This window comes from Burkholderia sp. Bp8992 (assembly GCF_003853705.1).
In the GTDB taxonomy this organism is placed as follows: Bacteria; Pseudomonadota; Gammaproteobacteria; order Burkholderiales; family Burkholderiaceae; genus Burkholderia.
Window position 1 is genome coordinate 167,017 of sequence record NZ_QTQI01000006.1, and the last position, 15,642, is coordinate 182,658.

Consider the following 15,642-nt stretch of genomic DNA (forward strand, 5'->3'; position numbering starts at 1 on the left):
TTCGACATGAAAGGCCGTCCAGCCGGGCTCGATCAGTTTCTGACCTATCGCCTCCACGCGCTCACGAAGCGCTCCGACCGCGGGATCGGCGAGGTGTACCGGCACAAGCTCGACATCTCGCTGCCCGAGGCGCGCGTGATCGCCGCCGTCGGTGCGTTCGGTCCGTTCTCGATCATGGATCTCGCGCGTCACACCAATCTCGACAAGAGCCAGGCCAGCCGAGCGGCCGAGGCGCTGCTGCGCCAGGGCCTGCTCGAGCGCAGCGCGAGCGAGGAAGACGGCCGGATCGTGCTGATCGCGCTGACTGCCGATGGCCGCGCGCTGCATCGCAAGATCATGCCGATCGTGCGCAAATGGAACGACGGCCTGCTCGCCTGCCTGTCCGACAGCGAACGCCAGACGTTCGAGCGGCTGCTCGACAAGGTCGTCGCGCACGCCACCGAGCGGGACGACTGAGCCGCATCACCGGCTCCGTGCCGGCCATATTGATCCGACGAATTCGACGGGCCGCCCACGTTGCCTGACCGGCAATGCGGGCGGCCCGCTTTGCGTCATGCGGCGGGCTCGACGAACGTCCCGCGCCTTACCGCCGGCACCGGGCCGCGCCGCCCGCAGCCCGGCAAGCGCTAGAGCCCGCTGTTCGCCGCACGCTGGCGCAGCAGCCCGAGTACCGCGTCGCAGTACGGGGTCGGCACGCCAAGCTTGCGGCCGAGCTCCGGAAACACACCGAGGATCGGCCCGATCTCGAGCGGACGCCCCGCTTCGACATCCTGCAGCATCGACGTCTTGAACGCGCCGAGCTTGCGTGTAACCGCGATCCGCTCGGGCCCGCTCATCCCCGTGGACAGGCCGAGCCGTGCGCCGATCGCCGCCGCCTCCTCCATCATCCGCAGCGCGAGTTCCTGCGTGAACGGATCGTCCAGCAACTGCTCGGCCGTCGACCCCGTCAGCGCACTCAGCGGATTCATGTTCATGTTGCCCCACAGCTTCGTCCAGATTTCGGTCCGGATCGCGGGCGTCGACTCGACGTCGAAACCGCCTGCCGCGAGCGCCGCGGCAAACCGTGCCGCAGCCACGTCGAGCCGCCGATCCGGCGCGCCGACGATCAGCCGGTTGCCGCGCCCGCGGCGCACGACGCCTGGCGCATCGGTGCTCGACGACAGGTGCACGACGCAGCCGATCGCCTGCGCAGGCGGCAACGCCGCCGACACCGCGCCGGCCGGATCGACCGCGTCGAGCGGCACGCCGTCGAGCGTTCCTGCCAGCCCGTGCGTGAACCACCACGGCAGCCCGTTCATCGCCGCGACGATCACGGTGTCCGGCCCGACCAGCGGCGCAATGCGCTCGGCCAGCGCCGGCAGCGCCTGCGCCTTCAGCGCGATTACCACGTAGTCCTGCACGCCGAGCGCGGCCGCATCGTCGCTCGCACGCACCGGCACCGACGAGGTTGCGCCCGCTTCGTCGATCACGCGCACGCCGTGCGCGTTCAGCGCGTCGAGCGTCGCGCCGCGCGCGTACGCGCTCACGGTCATGCCGGCCCGCGACAGCGCGGCCGCGAGCAATCCGCCGATCGCGCCGACCCCGACCACCGCCGCGCGCGCCGACCCTGAATTCGTGTTGTTCATGATGGAATTCCGTCTCATGGAAGCTGACGAGCATAGCGCTCAATGGTTGCGGGCACAACCATTCACGCGGAACTGCGCCATGCGCCCGCATCCGCAGGCTTCAGCGCGGCATGCCGCCGGCTTCGACGGGCTCGTCGTCGGCCACGCTGCCCGTCGCGCCGAGCACGCCTGCGATCTGGCTCTTGTCGTGCATGCCGAGCTTGCGGTACGCGCAACGCAGGTAATGACGCACCGTCGTCGGCGAAATGGCCATCTGCTGCGCGACTTCCTTGTGCGACCGCCCGGCGCCGTAATAGCGAATCGCCGCCAGCTCGCGCGGGCTCAACCGGTCGAGCAGCGAGCGCGGCCGCGCCTCGATCTGGAACAGCCCCGCGACCGGCACGCACTGGATGCGCAGCGCGTCGCCGACGAACGGCTGGCCCGACTGGCGCCGCAGGTGCGCGACGAGCGGCTCCGGCACGCGCGCGCCGGCCCAGGCCGGCCACTCGGTGCGCAGTACGTCGTCGAAACCGTGATCGGCATGGTGCAGCACCCCGAAGTTGTCGCACAGCGCGCGTGCCGCCGGCGCCACCGACTCGGGACGCTCGCGCGTGAGCTGCGCGGCGCGATTGATCGTCAGCGCGGCGGCGAGGTGAGGAATCACCTCCTCGAAGCGACGCGCATCGTCGTCGCTGAACGGGCGGTTGAGGCCCTGCCGGTAAATCGACATGAACGTCGTCAGGCCGAAGCGGCGATCGAGCGTGCACACGCACATCAGCTGCGCGAGCCCGTACTTCACGCACCAGTCGCGAAACCGCACGTCGAGCCCCGGCTCGACGACCGTCAGCCGCACCGCGCGGCCGTGCGCACCGTGCAACGTGCGATGTGCCAGCGGATCGCAATCGCGCACGCGCTTCCAGTCGATGAAGAACGCATGTGGCAGACGGTACAGGAAGCTGTTGTGCATCACGGGGCCGGTCGGCGCATGGGTCGCGACGCCGGTCCACGCGGCGTCGAACGGAATGAGCGCCTGCAGCAGCGAAAAGAACCGGCATTCGAATTCGCCGATGCCGGACCGCGCGGCCACCGCGTACAGGTCGAGCAGCATCAGGCCGAGTTCGCGCTGCGCGGCGTCGCCATCCGTGACGCCGTCGAAATCGGCGCGCCGGGACGGCAGCGGCGGCCACGCGAATTCGTCGAGCACGATGGCGGCCGGCACGTCGCGCAGCGCATCGAGATCCTGCCCGATATCCGTCGTGATCCTCACCTTTCGCTCCCCTGCCCGATCGGGCTGCTGACGTGCGCAACGACACCGGCCGATTATAGCGAGCGGCTTTTTTGGCGGGTCACGGTGCCGGAACGGGCGCCAGCCCCATCCATTTGAACGGTGCGCGGCACGTTGCTGCTGCGCAGCACGCCGTGTCGCGGCCTCGCACGGCGCCGATGCCGCGCACCGCGGGTTTTCCACACCGTTCATCTGTATGACTGTTCGAAGGTTTTCCCGCTGCGGACACTGCGTCCCGACTACACCAACGACAAACGATGCAGCACGGTATGGAGAACCCCACGTGACGAAATCCCGCTTCATCCGCACGGCCGCGACCGCCGCGACGCTCGTCGCGTGCAGCGCCGCCGCACACGCGCAGTCCGCCCTCACGCTGTACGGCGCGCTCGACGCCGGCGTGCAATACCTGACGCACGCCGACGGGCGCCACTCGAGCGTGCAGCTGCAGAACTACGGCATCCTGCCTTCGCAAGTCGGGATCAAGGGCCACGAGGATCTCGGCGGCGGCTGGCGGGCGCTGTTCAAGCTCGAACAAGGCCTCAACCTCAACGACGGCACCGCGACCGCACCGGGCTACGCGTTCTTCCGTGGCGCGTACGTCGGCATCGCGGGGCCGGTCGGCACCGTCACGCTCGGCCGGCAGTTCAGCGTGCTGTTCGACAAGACGCTGTTCTACGACCCGCTCTGGTACGCGTCGTACAGCGGCCAAGGTGTGCTCGTGCCGATGAACGCGAACTTCATCGACCATTCGTTCAAGTACCAGTCGCCGACGTTCGCGGGCTTCGACGTCGAGGCGCTCGCCGCGACGTCCGGCGTCGCCGGCAATACGCGCGCCGGCCGTGTGCTCGAACTCGGCGGCCAGTACACGAGCAACGGCCTGTCGGTCAGCGCGGTGCTGCATCAGGCGCACGGCGAGGTGTCGCCGGCCGACGACACGTCCGCGCGACGCCGCGAACTCGGCACGCTGGCCGCGCGTTATGCGTTCGCCACGCTGCCGCTCACCGTCTATGCGGGTGTCGAACGCCTGACCGGCGACCTCGACGCCGCACGCACGATCGTCTGGGGCGGTGCGCGCTACCAGACATCGAGCGGGATCGGCCTGAACGCCGGCGTCTACCACACCGATTCGCCTACGCCGGCCATCGGCCACCCGACGCTGTTCATCGCGAGCACCACGTACGCGCTGTCGAAACGCACCGTCGCGTACGTGAACCTCGGCTACGCGCGCAACAGCGGCCAGAGCTCGCAGACCGTCTACGAGTACGACCCGACGCCGCTCGCCGGCGCGTCCCAGTTCGGCGCGATGGTCGGCATGTACCACCTGTTCTGACTTCCCCAACGAGATCCCGCCATGAAAACCCTGTCCCCGGATGCCGCACGCTCGCCCGACGGCCGCGCGCCGGCCTTCGCACGCTCGACGCTCGTCGCGCTCGTCGTGTTCGCGGCGATCACGCCGCTGCTGCTGCTCGTTGCACCGGCCGTCGCCGGTCAGCTCGCGACGCAACTCGGGCTGTCGGCGTCGCAGATCGGCACCTACTTCTTCGTCGAACTCGGTGCGTTCAGCCTCGCGACCGTGCCGTCGTACCTGTGGCTCGGCCGGGTCGACGCGCGCCGCGTCGCCGCATTCGCCATCGCGCTGTTCGGCGCGGGCAACCTGCTGACCGCGCTGTGGATGCCGGGCTTCGCCGCGCTGCTCGCGCTGCGCGCCGTCACCGCGCTCGGCGGCGGCTCGCTGATGGTGCTCTGCATGACGAGCGCGGCGACGAGCGAGAACAGCGACCGCGTGTACGGCCTGTGGGTCGTCGGCCAGCTGATCGCGGGCGCGATCGGCCTGTTCGTGCTGCCGCACGTATTCGCCGCGTTCGGGCTGCGCGCGCTGTATGTCGCGCTCGCCGCGCTCGCGCTGCTCGCGGCACCGCTGTCGCGCGGCTTTCCGTCGTCGCTCGGCACGCGGACGACGCCTGCACGATCCGCGCGCGGCGGCGCGACGCAGACGCCGCGACGCTTCGTCGTACTCGCCATCGGTGCAGTGCTGACGTTCTATCTCGCGATCGGCAGCGTGTGGACGTTCGCGAGCCGCGCGGCGGCCGAGGCCGGGCTCGATCCGCAGTCGACCGGCAACGTGCTCGCGATCGCAAGCGTGATGGGGATCGCCGGCGCGGCGCTCGCCTCGTGCGCGGGTGGGCGGCTCGCGCGGCGCGCGATGCTGGCGGCCGGTTACGCGCTGCTCGCGGCGTCGCTCGTGGCGCTCACCGCGATGCGCGACACCGGCGGCTACAGCGCGGCGATCTTCGCGTTCAAGTTCGCGTGGACGTTTGTACTGCCGTTCATCCTCGCGACCGTCGCACAGATCGACACGTCGGGCCGCCTCGTCGCGACCCTCAATTTCGTGATCGGCGCCGGTCTCGCGGCCGGCCCGCTGCTCGCCGGACTGATGCTCGACGCCGGCGGCACGATGCACGCGCTGTTCGCGGCCGCGACGGCCGTCGCGATCGTGTCGTTCGCCGCGCTGCGCCATATCGATCGCCGCGCACGGCCCTCCCTTTCCTCCCAACCGTGACAGGTCACGCATCCATGAATCGCACTGCCTTCTTCACCGACGAACGCACTTTCTGGCATACCGGCGGCACGCACGCGCTGTTCTTCCCGGTCGGCGGCTGGGTTCAGCCGCCGTCGAGCGCGGGCTACGCGGAATCGCCCGATTCGAAGCGCCGCTTCCTGTCGCTCGTCCAGGCGTCGGGGCTCGCGGCACAGCTCGACCTGCGCGGTGCCGAGCCGGCCACGACCACCGATCTGTTGCGCATTCATCCGGCGCACTATCTCGACGCGTTCCGCGCGCTCAGCGACGCGAACGGCGGCGACCTCGGCGATCTCGCGCCGTTCGGCAAGGGCAGCTACGAGATCGCGGCGCTGTCCGCCGGCCTCGCGATCGCGGCCGTCGATGCGGTCGTCGGCGAGCGGGCGGCCAATGCGTTCTCGCTGTCGCGGCCGCCCGGCCATCACTGCCTGCGCGACCGCCCGATGGGCTTCTGCATGCTGGCGAACATCCCGATCGCGATCGAGGCCGCCCGCGCGAAATATGGCATCGAGCGCGTCGCGGTGATCGACTGGGACGTGCATCACGGCAACGGCACGCAGTCGATCTACTACGACGATCCGGATACGCTGACGATCTCGCTGCACCAGGACCGCTGCTTTCCGCCCGGCTACAGCGGCGCGGACGACCGCGGCGAAGGCGCGGGCCTGGGCGCGAACCTGAACGTGCCGCTGCTCGCAGGCAGCGGCGACGACGCGTATCGCTACGCGTTCGAGCGGATCGTGCTGCCGGCACTGGCACGCTTCCAGCCCGAGCTGATCGTCATTGCGAGCGGCCTCGACGCGAGCGCCGTCGATCCGCTCGCGCGCATGCAGCTGCATACCGACAGCTACCGGTTCATGACGCGCGCGGCGAAGGATGCCGCGCAGCGCCATTGCGGCGGGCGGCTCGTGATCGTTCACGAAGGCGGGTATTCGGAAGCGTACGTGCCGTTCTGCGGGCTCGCGATCATCGAGGAACTGAGCGGCATTCGCACCGATGTCGCCGATCCGATGCTCGATCTCGCGATCGCGCAGCAGCCCGGTGAGCGGTTCGTCGCGTTCCAGCGCACGCTGCTCGACGAACTGGCTGCATCGTTCGGGTTGTAACGCTCGGGAACGGATGTGACAGGGCCGGCCCGCGCCGGCCCTTGCGCGATCCGTGCGGATGGGGTTTCCTGTGCCTTTACCCCTGTTCCGGCCCGAGGCCGCACTCTTCCGATGAAATCGTCCCCGCGCGATGACAACGACAACGCCAAAACGCGCCGCCAGCCGTCGAAGCTGGTCCAGAACATCGCCGCCGTCACGGTCGGCCTCATCACGTTCGCGATCGGCGCGGCGTGGGTGATCTATAGCTGGGTCGTCGATCGCGAAGCGCAGTATTTCGCGATTCCGCTGGTGTTCTCGGTGCCGGTGATCGTCGCGGTCGCGATCCGGAGTTTCTGGGAGTAGGCGCGCCTGAAACGACGCAGCGCCGCGGTCGGGCGACGCGCGGCGCTTGTGTTGTCGGCGGCTCGTGTCAGATGAAGTGGAGAACGCCGCGACTCGCTTGAGCGCCGGTTACAGGCCGGGACGTGGGCACGGATTGGGCGCTGCGCCCTGATATCCGCCGGCGACGGCGCCGAGCGCGGCGCCGGCCAGCGACATGCCGAGCGCTTTCAGTACGTTTTCCGTCGACAGCGTCTCGCCGCTCGACATCACGCGCCCCGAGTACGCGGAGCACGCCGACGACGATGCAACCGTCTGTACGGGCTTGGCGCTCCATGCGATGTTCTCGGCAGGCGTATTGGCGAAAGCCGGCGCGGCCAGCATCAGCGCCGGCGCCAGAACGGAAATCGGGATGCGTACGGTATTTTTCATCGGTGGCCCCTCGGTCTATTTATGCTTCTCGTATTCGATCGCGAGCACGATACTACATGCGGCCCGATTTCAGTGCGCGTTCGCACGGACGCACGTCGGCGAATAAAACAGGCATTAATGAAAAAAGCGCTGCGGTCGGCCGACCGGCAGCGCTTTTTCGTGAACGGCACCCGACAGGGGTGCGTCCAGCTTCTGGTGCGTGAGGCCGGACTCGAACCGGCACACCCTTGCGGGCGTCAGGACCTAAACCTGGTGCGTCTACCAATTTCGCCACTCACGCGCATTCCTGTCGCCTGACCGCGCGGCACGCAAGAAGCATGCGCCACGCGCCCGGGACTTCATGCCGGCCCGAAAACCGGCACGCCCGATCAGGCGAGCGCGAGATTCTACCCGATCCGTGCGGCCTTGTCTCGCCCCGCCGGCACCCGTCGTGCAGCGATGCTAGAATGCCGCGCTCGACGTTTCGGCACCGCGCCGCCGCGCGTCCCCCGAACCCGCCCCCACCCGATTCCGCCCGTGAACTTCGACGACTACTGTCAGCAAAAGGCCGCCCCTGCGGGCTCCAGCGTCTACTACGCACTGCGGCAGGCGCCGCTCGCCACGCAGCCGCGCCTGACGGCGCTGTTCGCGCTGCGCCGCGAACTGGAGGAAACCGTCAAGGAAACCAGCGACCCGACCGTCGGACACACGAAGCTCGCGTGGTGGCACAAGGAACTCGCCGCGCTGGCCGACGGGCAGCCGTCGCACCCCGTCACGAAGGCGCTTGCGCAGCATCATCCGGCGATCGCCGCCGAGGCCGACGCGTTGCGCACGCTCGTCAACGGCTACGGGATGGACCTCGAACAGGCGCGCTACCTCGATTTCGCCAATCTGCAGCGCTACATCACGCAAGTCGGCGGCACGTTCGCGTCACTGGTTGCGCGCGCAAGTTCCGCGAACCCGGCCGACCCGCAGCCGTGGGCCGCCGACGCCGGCCGCGCGCTGATGCTCGCGCAGTTCGTCCAGGAACTCGGCAACGATGCGCGCCACGGCCGCATCTATTTGCCAATCGACGAACTGCAGCGCTACAACGTGACCGCGGCCGATCTGCTGAATGGCCGCTACAGCCCGGCCTTCACCGAATTGCTGCAATTCCAGACGGCCCGCGCGCGTGAAGCGCTCGCGGCGGCCGGAGCGGCGATCCCGTCAACCGAACGCCGCGCACAGCGCACGCTGCGCGCGCAGATCGCACTGGCCGGCGCGCTGCTCGACGAAATCGAGCGCGACGGCTACCAGGTGCTGCACCAGCGCATCGCGCTGACGCCGATCCGCAAGCTGTGGATCGCGTGGCGCGCATCGCGCCGCCGCTGACCCTCACGCGTCACGCCTTCAACAGCGGCAGCGTATCGAAGCGCTGCTGCAGCACGCGCGTCGCATCGAGCCCCCACCACGGCCCGAGCACGGTCGCATAAAGCTGGCGGAAATCGACCGCGACCGGCAGGTTGCCGTTGCCGTCGAGCCGGCCGAGCGCCGGCGGCGCACCGTACAGCCCGCCGGCCACACGGCCGCCCATCACGAAATGCGGCGCGGCCGTGCCGTGATCGGTACCGTTGCTCTGGTTCTCGCGCACCCGACGCCCGAATTCCGCATACGTCATCACGAGCGTCTGGTTCCAGCGGCCGAGCTCGATCAGCGCGCCGCGCATCGCACTCATCCCTTCCGCAAACTGCTTGAGCAACGCAGCCTGCTGCCCCGGCTGGTTCTGGTGCGTGTCGAAGCCGTTGAGCGTCAGGCGCAGCACCGCGACGCCATCCTGCGCGCCAGGCCCGGACGCCTCGCACGCGGCCAGCACCTGCATCGCGGTCTTCACCGACGTGCCGAACGCGCCGGCCGGGAAAGCCGTCCGGAACTCGCGCATGCCGCCGCGCGGGCGCAGCCGGTCGGCCGCCTTCACGATGTCGTTCTCGACGTCGATGATGTGCGCAAGCGCCGGGTTCTGCTCGCGCAGCGACGACGGCTCGGCGAGCCGCGCCGCGCGGATGAACTGCGCGGGATTGACGAGCGCAATCGCACGCGCACCGTTCGACAGCGGCCCCATCTCGGCACTGCCGAGCACAACGCCGTCCGCCGCGAAACCGGGCGGCACCGGCGCCTGCGCGAACGTGCGCGTGAGCCAGCCCTCGTGCAGGTACTGGTCCGAGCGCGATGCGGTATCCCAGATCTCGATCGAGCGGAAATGCGACAGGTTCGGCTGCGGATAGCCGACGCCCTGCACGACCGCGACCTGCCCGTCGCGCCACAGCGGCATCAGCGGCGCAAGCGACGGGTGCAGCCCCGTATGCGCATCGAGCTGAAGCACCTGCTCGCGCTTGATGCCGATGCTGCGCCGGAACTGGTAGTACAGCGGGTCCGTGTACGGCACCACGGTATTGAGCCCGTCGTTGCCGCCCTTCAGCTCGACGAGGATCAGCACGTTCGCATAGCCTGTCGCCGGTTGCCGCCCCGCCTGCGTCGCGGCCGCCGCCATCGCGGGCGCTTGCCACATCGACACGCCGGCCGCGGCGGCGGCGCCCGTCAGCGTCAGAAAATCACGTCGGTTCATCGCGCATCCTTTGGTTCGCCGCCCGACACCTTTGCCGCGGCGGCGCCCCGCTTCGTCGTCGTTTGCTTCATTTCAGTTGATAGGCCGGATCCATCAGCAGCGCCTCGAGATACGCGCTGCCGGTCGAATCCGTGTCGATTGCCGCGACCGGCGACAGTTGCAGCACCGCGTGCTGCAGTTGAAGCTCGGTCGACAATCCCGCTATCGCCTGCGGTCGCGCTCGATATTGCGCGAGCCAGCGTTCGAGGTCGAACCGCAGGCCGCCGCGCGCGGGCTTCGCCGGCGTGCCGCGCATGCCGGCCGCGGACGCCGCATCGACCACCGGCATCGCATGCGCACGCGCATTCGGCGGCGGCGCCATCGGATGCGCGGGCGGGTGCATGCCGGCCGTCTCCGTCGCGCGGAACAACTGCTCGACGAACTGCTTGCGCGACAGCAGCGTGGTGCTGTTGATCCATAGCGCGCCGCCCGGCCAGCCTTTCACGTTCGGCGGATAGAACAGGTTCTGCCCGAGCGTGCGCACGGTGTTCGCGAGCATCTGCGGGTCGCCGTACGCCACGTCGAACAGCCGTACCGACCCGACGACGAATTCCACCGGCGACTTGACGAGCACGCCGCGGTTGCGCGGATCCCAGAACGCATCGGTCGACCACAGCGCGGCAAGCGCCGTGCGAATGTCGTAGCCGCTCGCGCGGAACCGTTCGGCCACCGTATCGAGCGCGCCCGGATCGGGCGTATCGGATACGAACTCGCGCCACAGCTTGCCGGCGATGAAGCGCGCGGTGCCCGGCCGCTTGAGCAGGATGTCGAGAAAGCCGTCGCCGTCGAACGGCCCCGTTTCACCGAGTATCGTCTTGTCACCGGTATCGTGCGCTTCGGGCCGCACCTCGAAGCGCAGCGTATCGGGATCGACCGTCCAGCCCGTCATCGCTCGTGCGGCCTCGGTCACGTCGTATTGCGTGTAATGGCCCTCGCCGAGCGTGAACAGCTCCATCACCTCGCGCGCGAAATTCTCGTTCGGACGCCCCTTGCGATTGCTCGCGCCGTCGAGATACTGCAGCATCGCCGGATCCTTCGCGACCGCGTGCAGCAGCGTGCCGAAATTGCCGAGCGCCTCGCGGCGAAACAGCGCGTTCTGCGCGGCCATCGTCTGCGGGTAAGGCACCTTGTCCTGCCCCGACGTGAAGTGCCCATGCCAGAACAGCGTCATGCGCTCGGTCAGCGGCGACGGCGTGACGACCATCTCGTTGATCCAGGCCGCGCGCAACGCATCGTAGCGGACGTTGCGCTCGCGCTGCTCGTCGCGCCGCATGTCGGGCGTCAGCGCCTGGCGCTGCGCGCGCGTCGGCGGCAGCTCGGCGATCCAGTCGGGCCACGTCGTCACGGGTTTACGGCGCACGCTGCCGAGCGTGTCGGCCACGACCTGTGCGCGCGTCATGCCGACGATGCGTCCGACGTCGGCGGGCGCGGGAGAGAATCCGGTGCGGCTCAGGAAAAACAGTGCGTCGTCGGCATCGAGCGGCGACTGCATGGCAGGCGACGGCGCCGGTGCGGCAGCGTTCGCTTTCATCGTCATGGACTCCCGGAACGCACCGGCGGTGCGGATGCCGGTACAACGGCATTCGGTGGGCGAAAGTTGACGGAAAAAGTGCTACGAATTCTTTCCGAGGGGAAAGTCCACGGGGGCGAAAGACGGCGCGTATCAGCGCTTGTACAACTCGCGAACGGCGTCTTCGATGTGCTGGCGCAGCAAGTGCCGCTCCTCGGGCGTCATGTGCCCGTCGCGGCGGTGCTGCTCGAGATCGGGAGGCACGGCGGAACGAACCGTCATCTCGGCGGTACGGTCGGACTGCGGCGCTTTGCCGCGCGGCAGCTTGCGCGACGGTGCGCCCTGCTCGGGGCGCTGCGCATACGCGAAGTTCGACGCATACGGACCGGCGAGCGCGATCGTCAGCATCAGTGCAATCCGGGCAGATCGCATGACCGTCCTCGCTTCTTTGGTCGATTTGTTCCCTTCGTCACGCGGCAACCGGCTACCTCTGGTACTTGAAAAACCCTGCGGAAATCGGGTGTACAAAGATGAATGATGGAGTGCAGGGGAGTATCTACCGAATTTCGGCTTCGAGTAAAGGAATCTCTATAGCCTGCCTTTACTCGGCGCGACACTACGGGTAAATTTTGTAACCGACTGTAACGCACGAAAATACGTGACCGTGCGTCAATTCCCATTCGCGATAAGATGCCGATCATGGAAACGAAAAACCCCTCCAAGATTCTCGTCGTCGACGACGACCCTCGCCTGCGCGACCTGCTGCGCCGCTATCTCGGCGAGCAGGGTTTCAACGTATACGTCGCGGAAAACGCGACCGCGATGAACAAGCTCTGGGTACGCGAGCGTTTCGACCTGCTCGTGCTCGACCTGATGCTGCCGGGTGAAGACGGGCTGTCGATCTGCCGCCGCCTGCGCGGCAGCAACGACCGCACGCCGATCATCATGCTCACCGCGAAGGGCGAGGATGTCGACCGCATCGTCGGCCTCGAGATGGGCGCCGACGATTACCTGCCGAAGCCGTTCAACCCGCGCGAACTCGTCGCGCGCATTCATGCGGTGCTGCGCCGCCAGGCGCCGGCCGAACTGCCGGGCGCACCGTCGGAAACCACCGAAGTGTTCGAATTCGGCGAATTCTCGCTGAACCTCGCCACGCGCACGCTGACGAAGTCGGGCCAGGAAATTCCGCTGACGACCGGCGAATTCTCGGTGCTGAAGGTGTTCGCCCGCCATCCGCGCCAGCCGCTGTCGCGCGAAAAGCTGATGGAGCTCGCGCGCGGCCGCGAATACGAAGTGTTCGACCGCAGCCTCGACGTGCAGATCTCGCGCCTGCGCAAGCTGATCGAACCGGATCCGGGCAGCCCGCGCTTCATCCAGACTGTCTGGGGCCTCGGCTACGTGTTCATCCCGGACGGCGCCGCCTGATCTTTTTCCTTTCCGGTTTCGCCCGCCCACGGCCCGTCCCATGCGTATCGACCGGCGCCTCCTGCAGCTCGCGTTCGGCGGGCTGTTCTGGCGCACCTTCCTGCTGATCGCGCTGCTGATCTCGGTCAGTCTCGCCGCGTGGTTCCAGAGCTTTCGCGTGATCGAGCGCGAGCCGCGTGCGCAGCGCGTGGCTCTCCAGCTCGTCGCGGTCGTGAAGCTCACGCGCACCGCCCTGCTCTATTCCGATCCCGATCTGCGGCGCGCGCTGCTGCAGGATCTGGAGAGCAACGAGGGCGTGCGCGTGTACCCGCGCGAGAAAACCGACAAGTTCAAGCTGCAGCCCGACGAATCGCTGAACCGCCTGATCGAACACGACATCCGCAGCCGCCTCGGCGACGATACCGTGATCGCGCAATCGGTCAACGACATTCCCGGCGTGTGGATCAGCTTCAAGATCGACGACGACGATTACTGGGTCGCGCTCGACCGCGACCAGCTCGACAACGTCACGGGCCTGCAGTGGGCCGGCTGGGGGCTGTTCGCGCTTGCGCTGTCGCTATTCGGCTCCGCATTCATCACGAGCCTCGTGAACCGGCCGTTCTCGCGGCTCGCGCTCGCCGCGCGGCAGATCGGCTCGGGCCAAACGCCCGAACTGCTGCCGGAGCGCGGAATGGGCGTCGCGGCCGAGACCAATCGCAGCTTCAACCAGATGGTGCGCGACCTCGAGCAGCTCGAGGCCGACCGCGCACTGATGCTCGCGGGCATCTCGCACGACCTGCGCACGCCGCTCGCGCGGCTGCGGCTCGAAACCGAGATGAGTCCGTCCGACCAGGCGACCAAGGACGCGATGGTCGACGACATCGAGCAGATGGACCGCATCATCGCGGCCTTCATCGACTACGCGCGCCCGTCGCAGCGCAAGCCTGAGCCGGTCGACCTGTCGTCGATCGCGCATGAAGTCGCCGCGCGCGTCTCGGGCGAGGACGGCGTCGAGATCCGCACGCGGCTCGCGCCAAGCGCGGTCATCGAGGCCGACGAGACCGACATGCGCCGCGTGATCGGCAACCTCGTCGAGAACGCGCGCAAGTACGGCCAGAGCAAGCAGGACGGCATCTCGCGCATCACGGTCGAGACCCGCGTGTCGCATGCGCGCGTCGAGCTGTCGGTGAGCGACGAAGGCCCCGGCATCCCCGAGGATCAGCTGCCGCTCGTGATGCGGCCGTTCTACCGCGTCGACACCGCACGCACCAAGGCGGACGGCACGGGCCTCGGGATGGCGATCGTGCTGCGGCTCGTCGGCCGCTATCGCGGCGCGCTGCGCCTGCGCAACCGGAACCCCGAAGCGGGTCTCGAAGTCACGCTCGAATTCCCCGGTGCCGGCAAGGCACGTGCGACTGCGTGACGCGCTCGCGCACGCTTCTTGCGCCGCACACTATCGATCCGGTTGAAAAAAGCTATGAAGATCGTTAGCCAAAATCTATTGAAGCGCTTTACTAATAGTGTTATAGTTTTACCCATGCTGTCACATCATCGTTGCAGCACCGAGGTAGCTTGACTCAGTCTTCTTCCCAACTCACACAGGAGTATCCGCATGAAAACCGTGGGCGATAAACTCGAAGCTTTCACCGTCGTAGCCGCGAAGCCGGGCTTCAACAATCACGAGGAAAACGGCCAGTCGGCATTCGAGACCGTCACCGAAGCGTCGTTCCCGGGCAAGTGGAAGATCATCTACTTCTATCCGAAGGATTTCACGTTCGTGTGCCCGACGGAAATCGTTGAATTCGCGAAGCTCACGAAGCAGTTCGAAGAGCGCGATGCCGTCCTGCTCGGCGGCAGCTCGGACAACGAATTCGTCAAGCTCGCATGGCGCCGTGAACACAAGGACCTCGACAAGCTGAACCACTACTCGTTCGGCGACGTCAAGGGCGAGCTGATCGACCAGCTCGGCGTGCGCGACAAGGAAGCCGGCGTGGCCCTGCGTGCAACGTTCATCGTTGATCCGGACAACACGATCCAGCACGTTTCGGTGAACAACCTGAACGTCGGCCGCAGCCCGGAAGAAGTCCTGCGCATTCTGGACGGCCTGCAAACGGACGAACTGTGCCCGTGCAACCGCGCAGTCGGCGGCGCAACGCTGTAAGCGTAGCAATGCACGAAGCCCGCGGCGCACGTCCTGCCTGCGGGCTTTTTTAACGGCCAACCCATAGGAGATATCAATGGAATTCATCGACTCGATTAAGGCACGCATCCCCGACTACGCGAAGGACATTCGCCTGAACCTCGATGGCACGATCTCGCGCTCGTCGCTCGAAGGCACCGACGCGGTCGGCGTAGCGCTGGCGGCTGCGATCGCGGCGAAGAGCACGGTGCTCATCAAGACGATCCGCGAAGCCGGCGTCCTGTCGCCCGAAGAGACGAACGCCGTGCTGACGGCGGCCGCGCTGATGGGGATGAACAACACCTGGTATCCGTATGTCGAGATGGCCGACGACGCCGACCTGAAGACGCAGCGCGCCGAACTGCGGATGGGCGCGTATGCGACGCACGGCGGCGTCGACAAGCGCAAGTTCGAGATGTACGCGCTCGCCGCGTCGATCGTCGGCAAGTGCCACTTCTGCGTGAAGTCGCACTATGCGCTGCTGAAAAACGAGCAAGGGATGACCGTCACGCAGCTGCGCGACGTCGGCCGCATCGCATCGGTGATCAACGCCGCCGCGCAAGTGATCGCCGCCGAAGGCGAATAAGCGGTTGCTGCACCGCTCGA

At 67.7% G+C, this 15,642-nt stretch carries 16 protein-coding genes and 1 tRNA gene; 10 read left to right on the plus strand and 7 right to left on the minus strand.

Features of this window, described 5'->3' with window-relative positions; translation table 11 throughout:
* Positions 1-6: 6 nt before the first annotated feature.
* A complete protein-coding gene (locus DIE03_RS11910) occupies positions 7-456 on the plus strand; it encodes a MarR family winged helix-turn-helix transcriptional regulator (protein ID WP_069256909.1) in 450 nt (149 codons plus the stop codon).
* 170 nt (positions 457-626) lie between these two features.
* On the opposite strand, the gene DIE03_RS11915 is transcribed toward DIE03_RS11910, so the two are convergent.
* Positions 627-1,625, minus strand: coding sequence for a 2-dehydropantoate 2-reductase (locus DIE03_RS11915; protein ID WP_124450451.1), 999 nt, complete (start codon positions 1,623-1,625; stop codon positions 627-629).
* Between the two features lie 100 nt (positions 1,626-1,725).
* Complete coding sequence (locus DIE03_RS11920; RefSeq protein ID WP_124450453.1) at positions 1,726-2,871, minus strand: helix-turn-helix transcriptional regulator; 1,146 nt, start codon at positions 2,869-2,871, stop codon at positions 1,726-1,728.
* Positions 2,872-3,172: 301 nt separating this feature from the next.
* Here DIE03_RS11920 and DIE03_RS11925 point away from each other — a divergent pair, with 301 nt between their 5' ends.
* The 4 genes from DIE03_RS11925 to DIE03_RS11940 all read left to right on the plus strand — a co-directional run bounded on the left by DIE03_RS11925 (position 3,173) and on the right by DIE03_RS11940 (position 6,915).
* Entirely contained in the window at positions 3,173-4,219 is a 1,047-nt protein-coding gene (locus tag DIE03_RS11925) for a porin (RefSeq protein ID WP_124450455.1), read from the plus strand.
* 21 nt (positions 4,220-4,240) lie between these two features.
* The gene (locus tag DIE03_RS11930) at positions 4,241-5,449 is read left to right on the plus strand and encodes an MFS transporter (RefSeq protein ID WP_124450458.1); all 1,209 of its coding nucleotides are present in this window, start codon (positions 4,241-4,243) and stop codon (positions 5,447-5,449) included.
* A 14-nt stretch (positions 5,450-5,463) separates the two neighbouring features.
* Entirely contained in the window at positions 5,464-6,573 is a 1,110-nt protein-coding gene (locus DIE03_RS11935) for a class II histone deacetylase (RefSeq protein ID WP_124450460.1), read from the plus strand.
* A gap of 111 nt (positions 6,574-6,684) precedes the next feature.
* Entirely contained in the window at positions 6,685-6,915 is a 231-nt protein-coding gene (locus DIE03_RS11940; RefSeq protein WP_124450463.1) for a hypothetical protein, read from the plus strand.
* A 108-nt stretch (positions 6,916-7,023) separates the two neighbouring features.
* Here the strand turns inward: DIE03_RS11940 and DIE03_RS11945 are convergent, their stop codons facing one another.
* Together DIE03_RS11945 and DIE03_RS11950 are read right to left on the minus strand one after the other, a co-directional pair.
* Complete coding sequence (locus DIE03_RS11945; protein WP_124450465.1) at positions 7,024-7,323, minus strand: hypothetical protein; 300 nt, start codon at positions 7,321-7,323, stop codon at positions 7,024-7,026.
* A gap of 193 nt (positions 7,324-7,516) precedes the next feature.
* Positions 7,517-7,603: transfer RNA gene (locus DIE03_RS11950), tRNA-Leu, on the minus strand.
* 236 nt (positions 7,604-7,839) lie between these two features.
* Here DIE03_RS11950 and hpnD point away from each other — a divergent pair.
* A complete protein-coding gene (gene hpnD, locus DIE03_RS11955) occupies positions 7,840-8,673 on the plus strand; it encodes a presqualene diphosphate synthase HpnD (protein WP_124450467.1) in 834 nt (277 codons plus the stop codon).
* Between the two features lie 10 nt (positions 8,674-8,683).
* On the opposite strand, the gene DIE03_RS11960 is transcribed toward hpnD, so the two are convergent.
* The 3 genes from DIE03_RS11960 to DIE03_RS11970 form a co-directional block, all read right to left on the minus strand.
* On the minus strand, positions 8,684-9,904 hold the full coding sequence (locus DIE03_RS11960; RefSeq protein ID WP_124450469.1) for a DUF1501 domain-containing protein: 1,221 nt from the start codon (positions 9,902-9,904) through the stop codon (positions 8,684-8,686).
* 67 nt (positions 9,905-9,971) lie between these two features.
* Entirely contained in the window at positions 9,972-11,474 is a 1,503-nt protein-coding gene (locus tag DIE03_RS11965) for a DUF1800 family protein (RefSeq protein WP_124450471.1), read from the minus strand.
* Positions 11,475-11,606: 132 nt separating this feature from the next.
* Positions 11,607-11,885: a hypothetical protein gene (locus DIE03_RS11970; protein ID WP_124450473.1), complete on the minus strand. Its 279-nt coding sequence runs from the start codon at positions 11,883-11,885 to the stop codon at positions 11,607-11,609.
* A gap of 258 nt (positions 11,886-12,143) precedes the next feature.
* Here DIE03_RS11970 and ompR point away from each other — a divergent pair, with 258 nt between their 5' ends.
* From ompR to DIE03_RS11995, 4 genes are all read left to right on the plus strand, one after another.
* Complete coding sequence (ompR, locus tag DIE03_RS11980; protein ID WP_006478565.1) at positions 12,144-12,878, plus strand: two-component system response regulator OmpR; 735 nt, start codon at positions 12,144-12,146, stop codon at positions 12,876-12,878.
* Positions 12,879-12,918: 40 nt separating this feature from the next.
* Positions 12,919-14,280 (plus strand): ATP-binding protein, encoded by a 1,362-nt coding sequence (locus DIE03_RS11985; protein WP_124450475.1) that lies wholly within the window; start codon positions 12,919-12,921, stop codon positions 14,278-14,280.
* Positions 14,281-14,469: 189 nt separating this feature from the next.
* The gene (locus tag DIE03_RS11990) at positions 14,470-15,018 is read left to right on the plus strand and encodes a peroxiredoxin (protein WP_006478563.1); all 549 of its coding nucleotides are present in this window, start codon (positions 14,470-14,472) and stop codon (positions 15,016-15,018) included.
* A gap of 76 nt (positions 15,019-15,094) precedes the next feature.
* Complete coding sequence (locus DIE03_RS11995) at positions 15,095-15,622, plus strand: carboxymuconolactone decarboxylase family protein (protein ID WP_011352388.1); 528 nt, start codon at positions 15,095-15,097, stop codon at positions 15,620-15,622.
* Positions 15,623-15,642 lie beyond the last annotated feature (20 nt).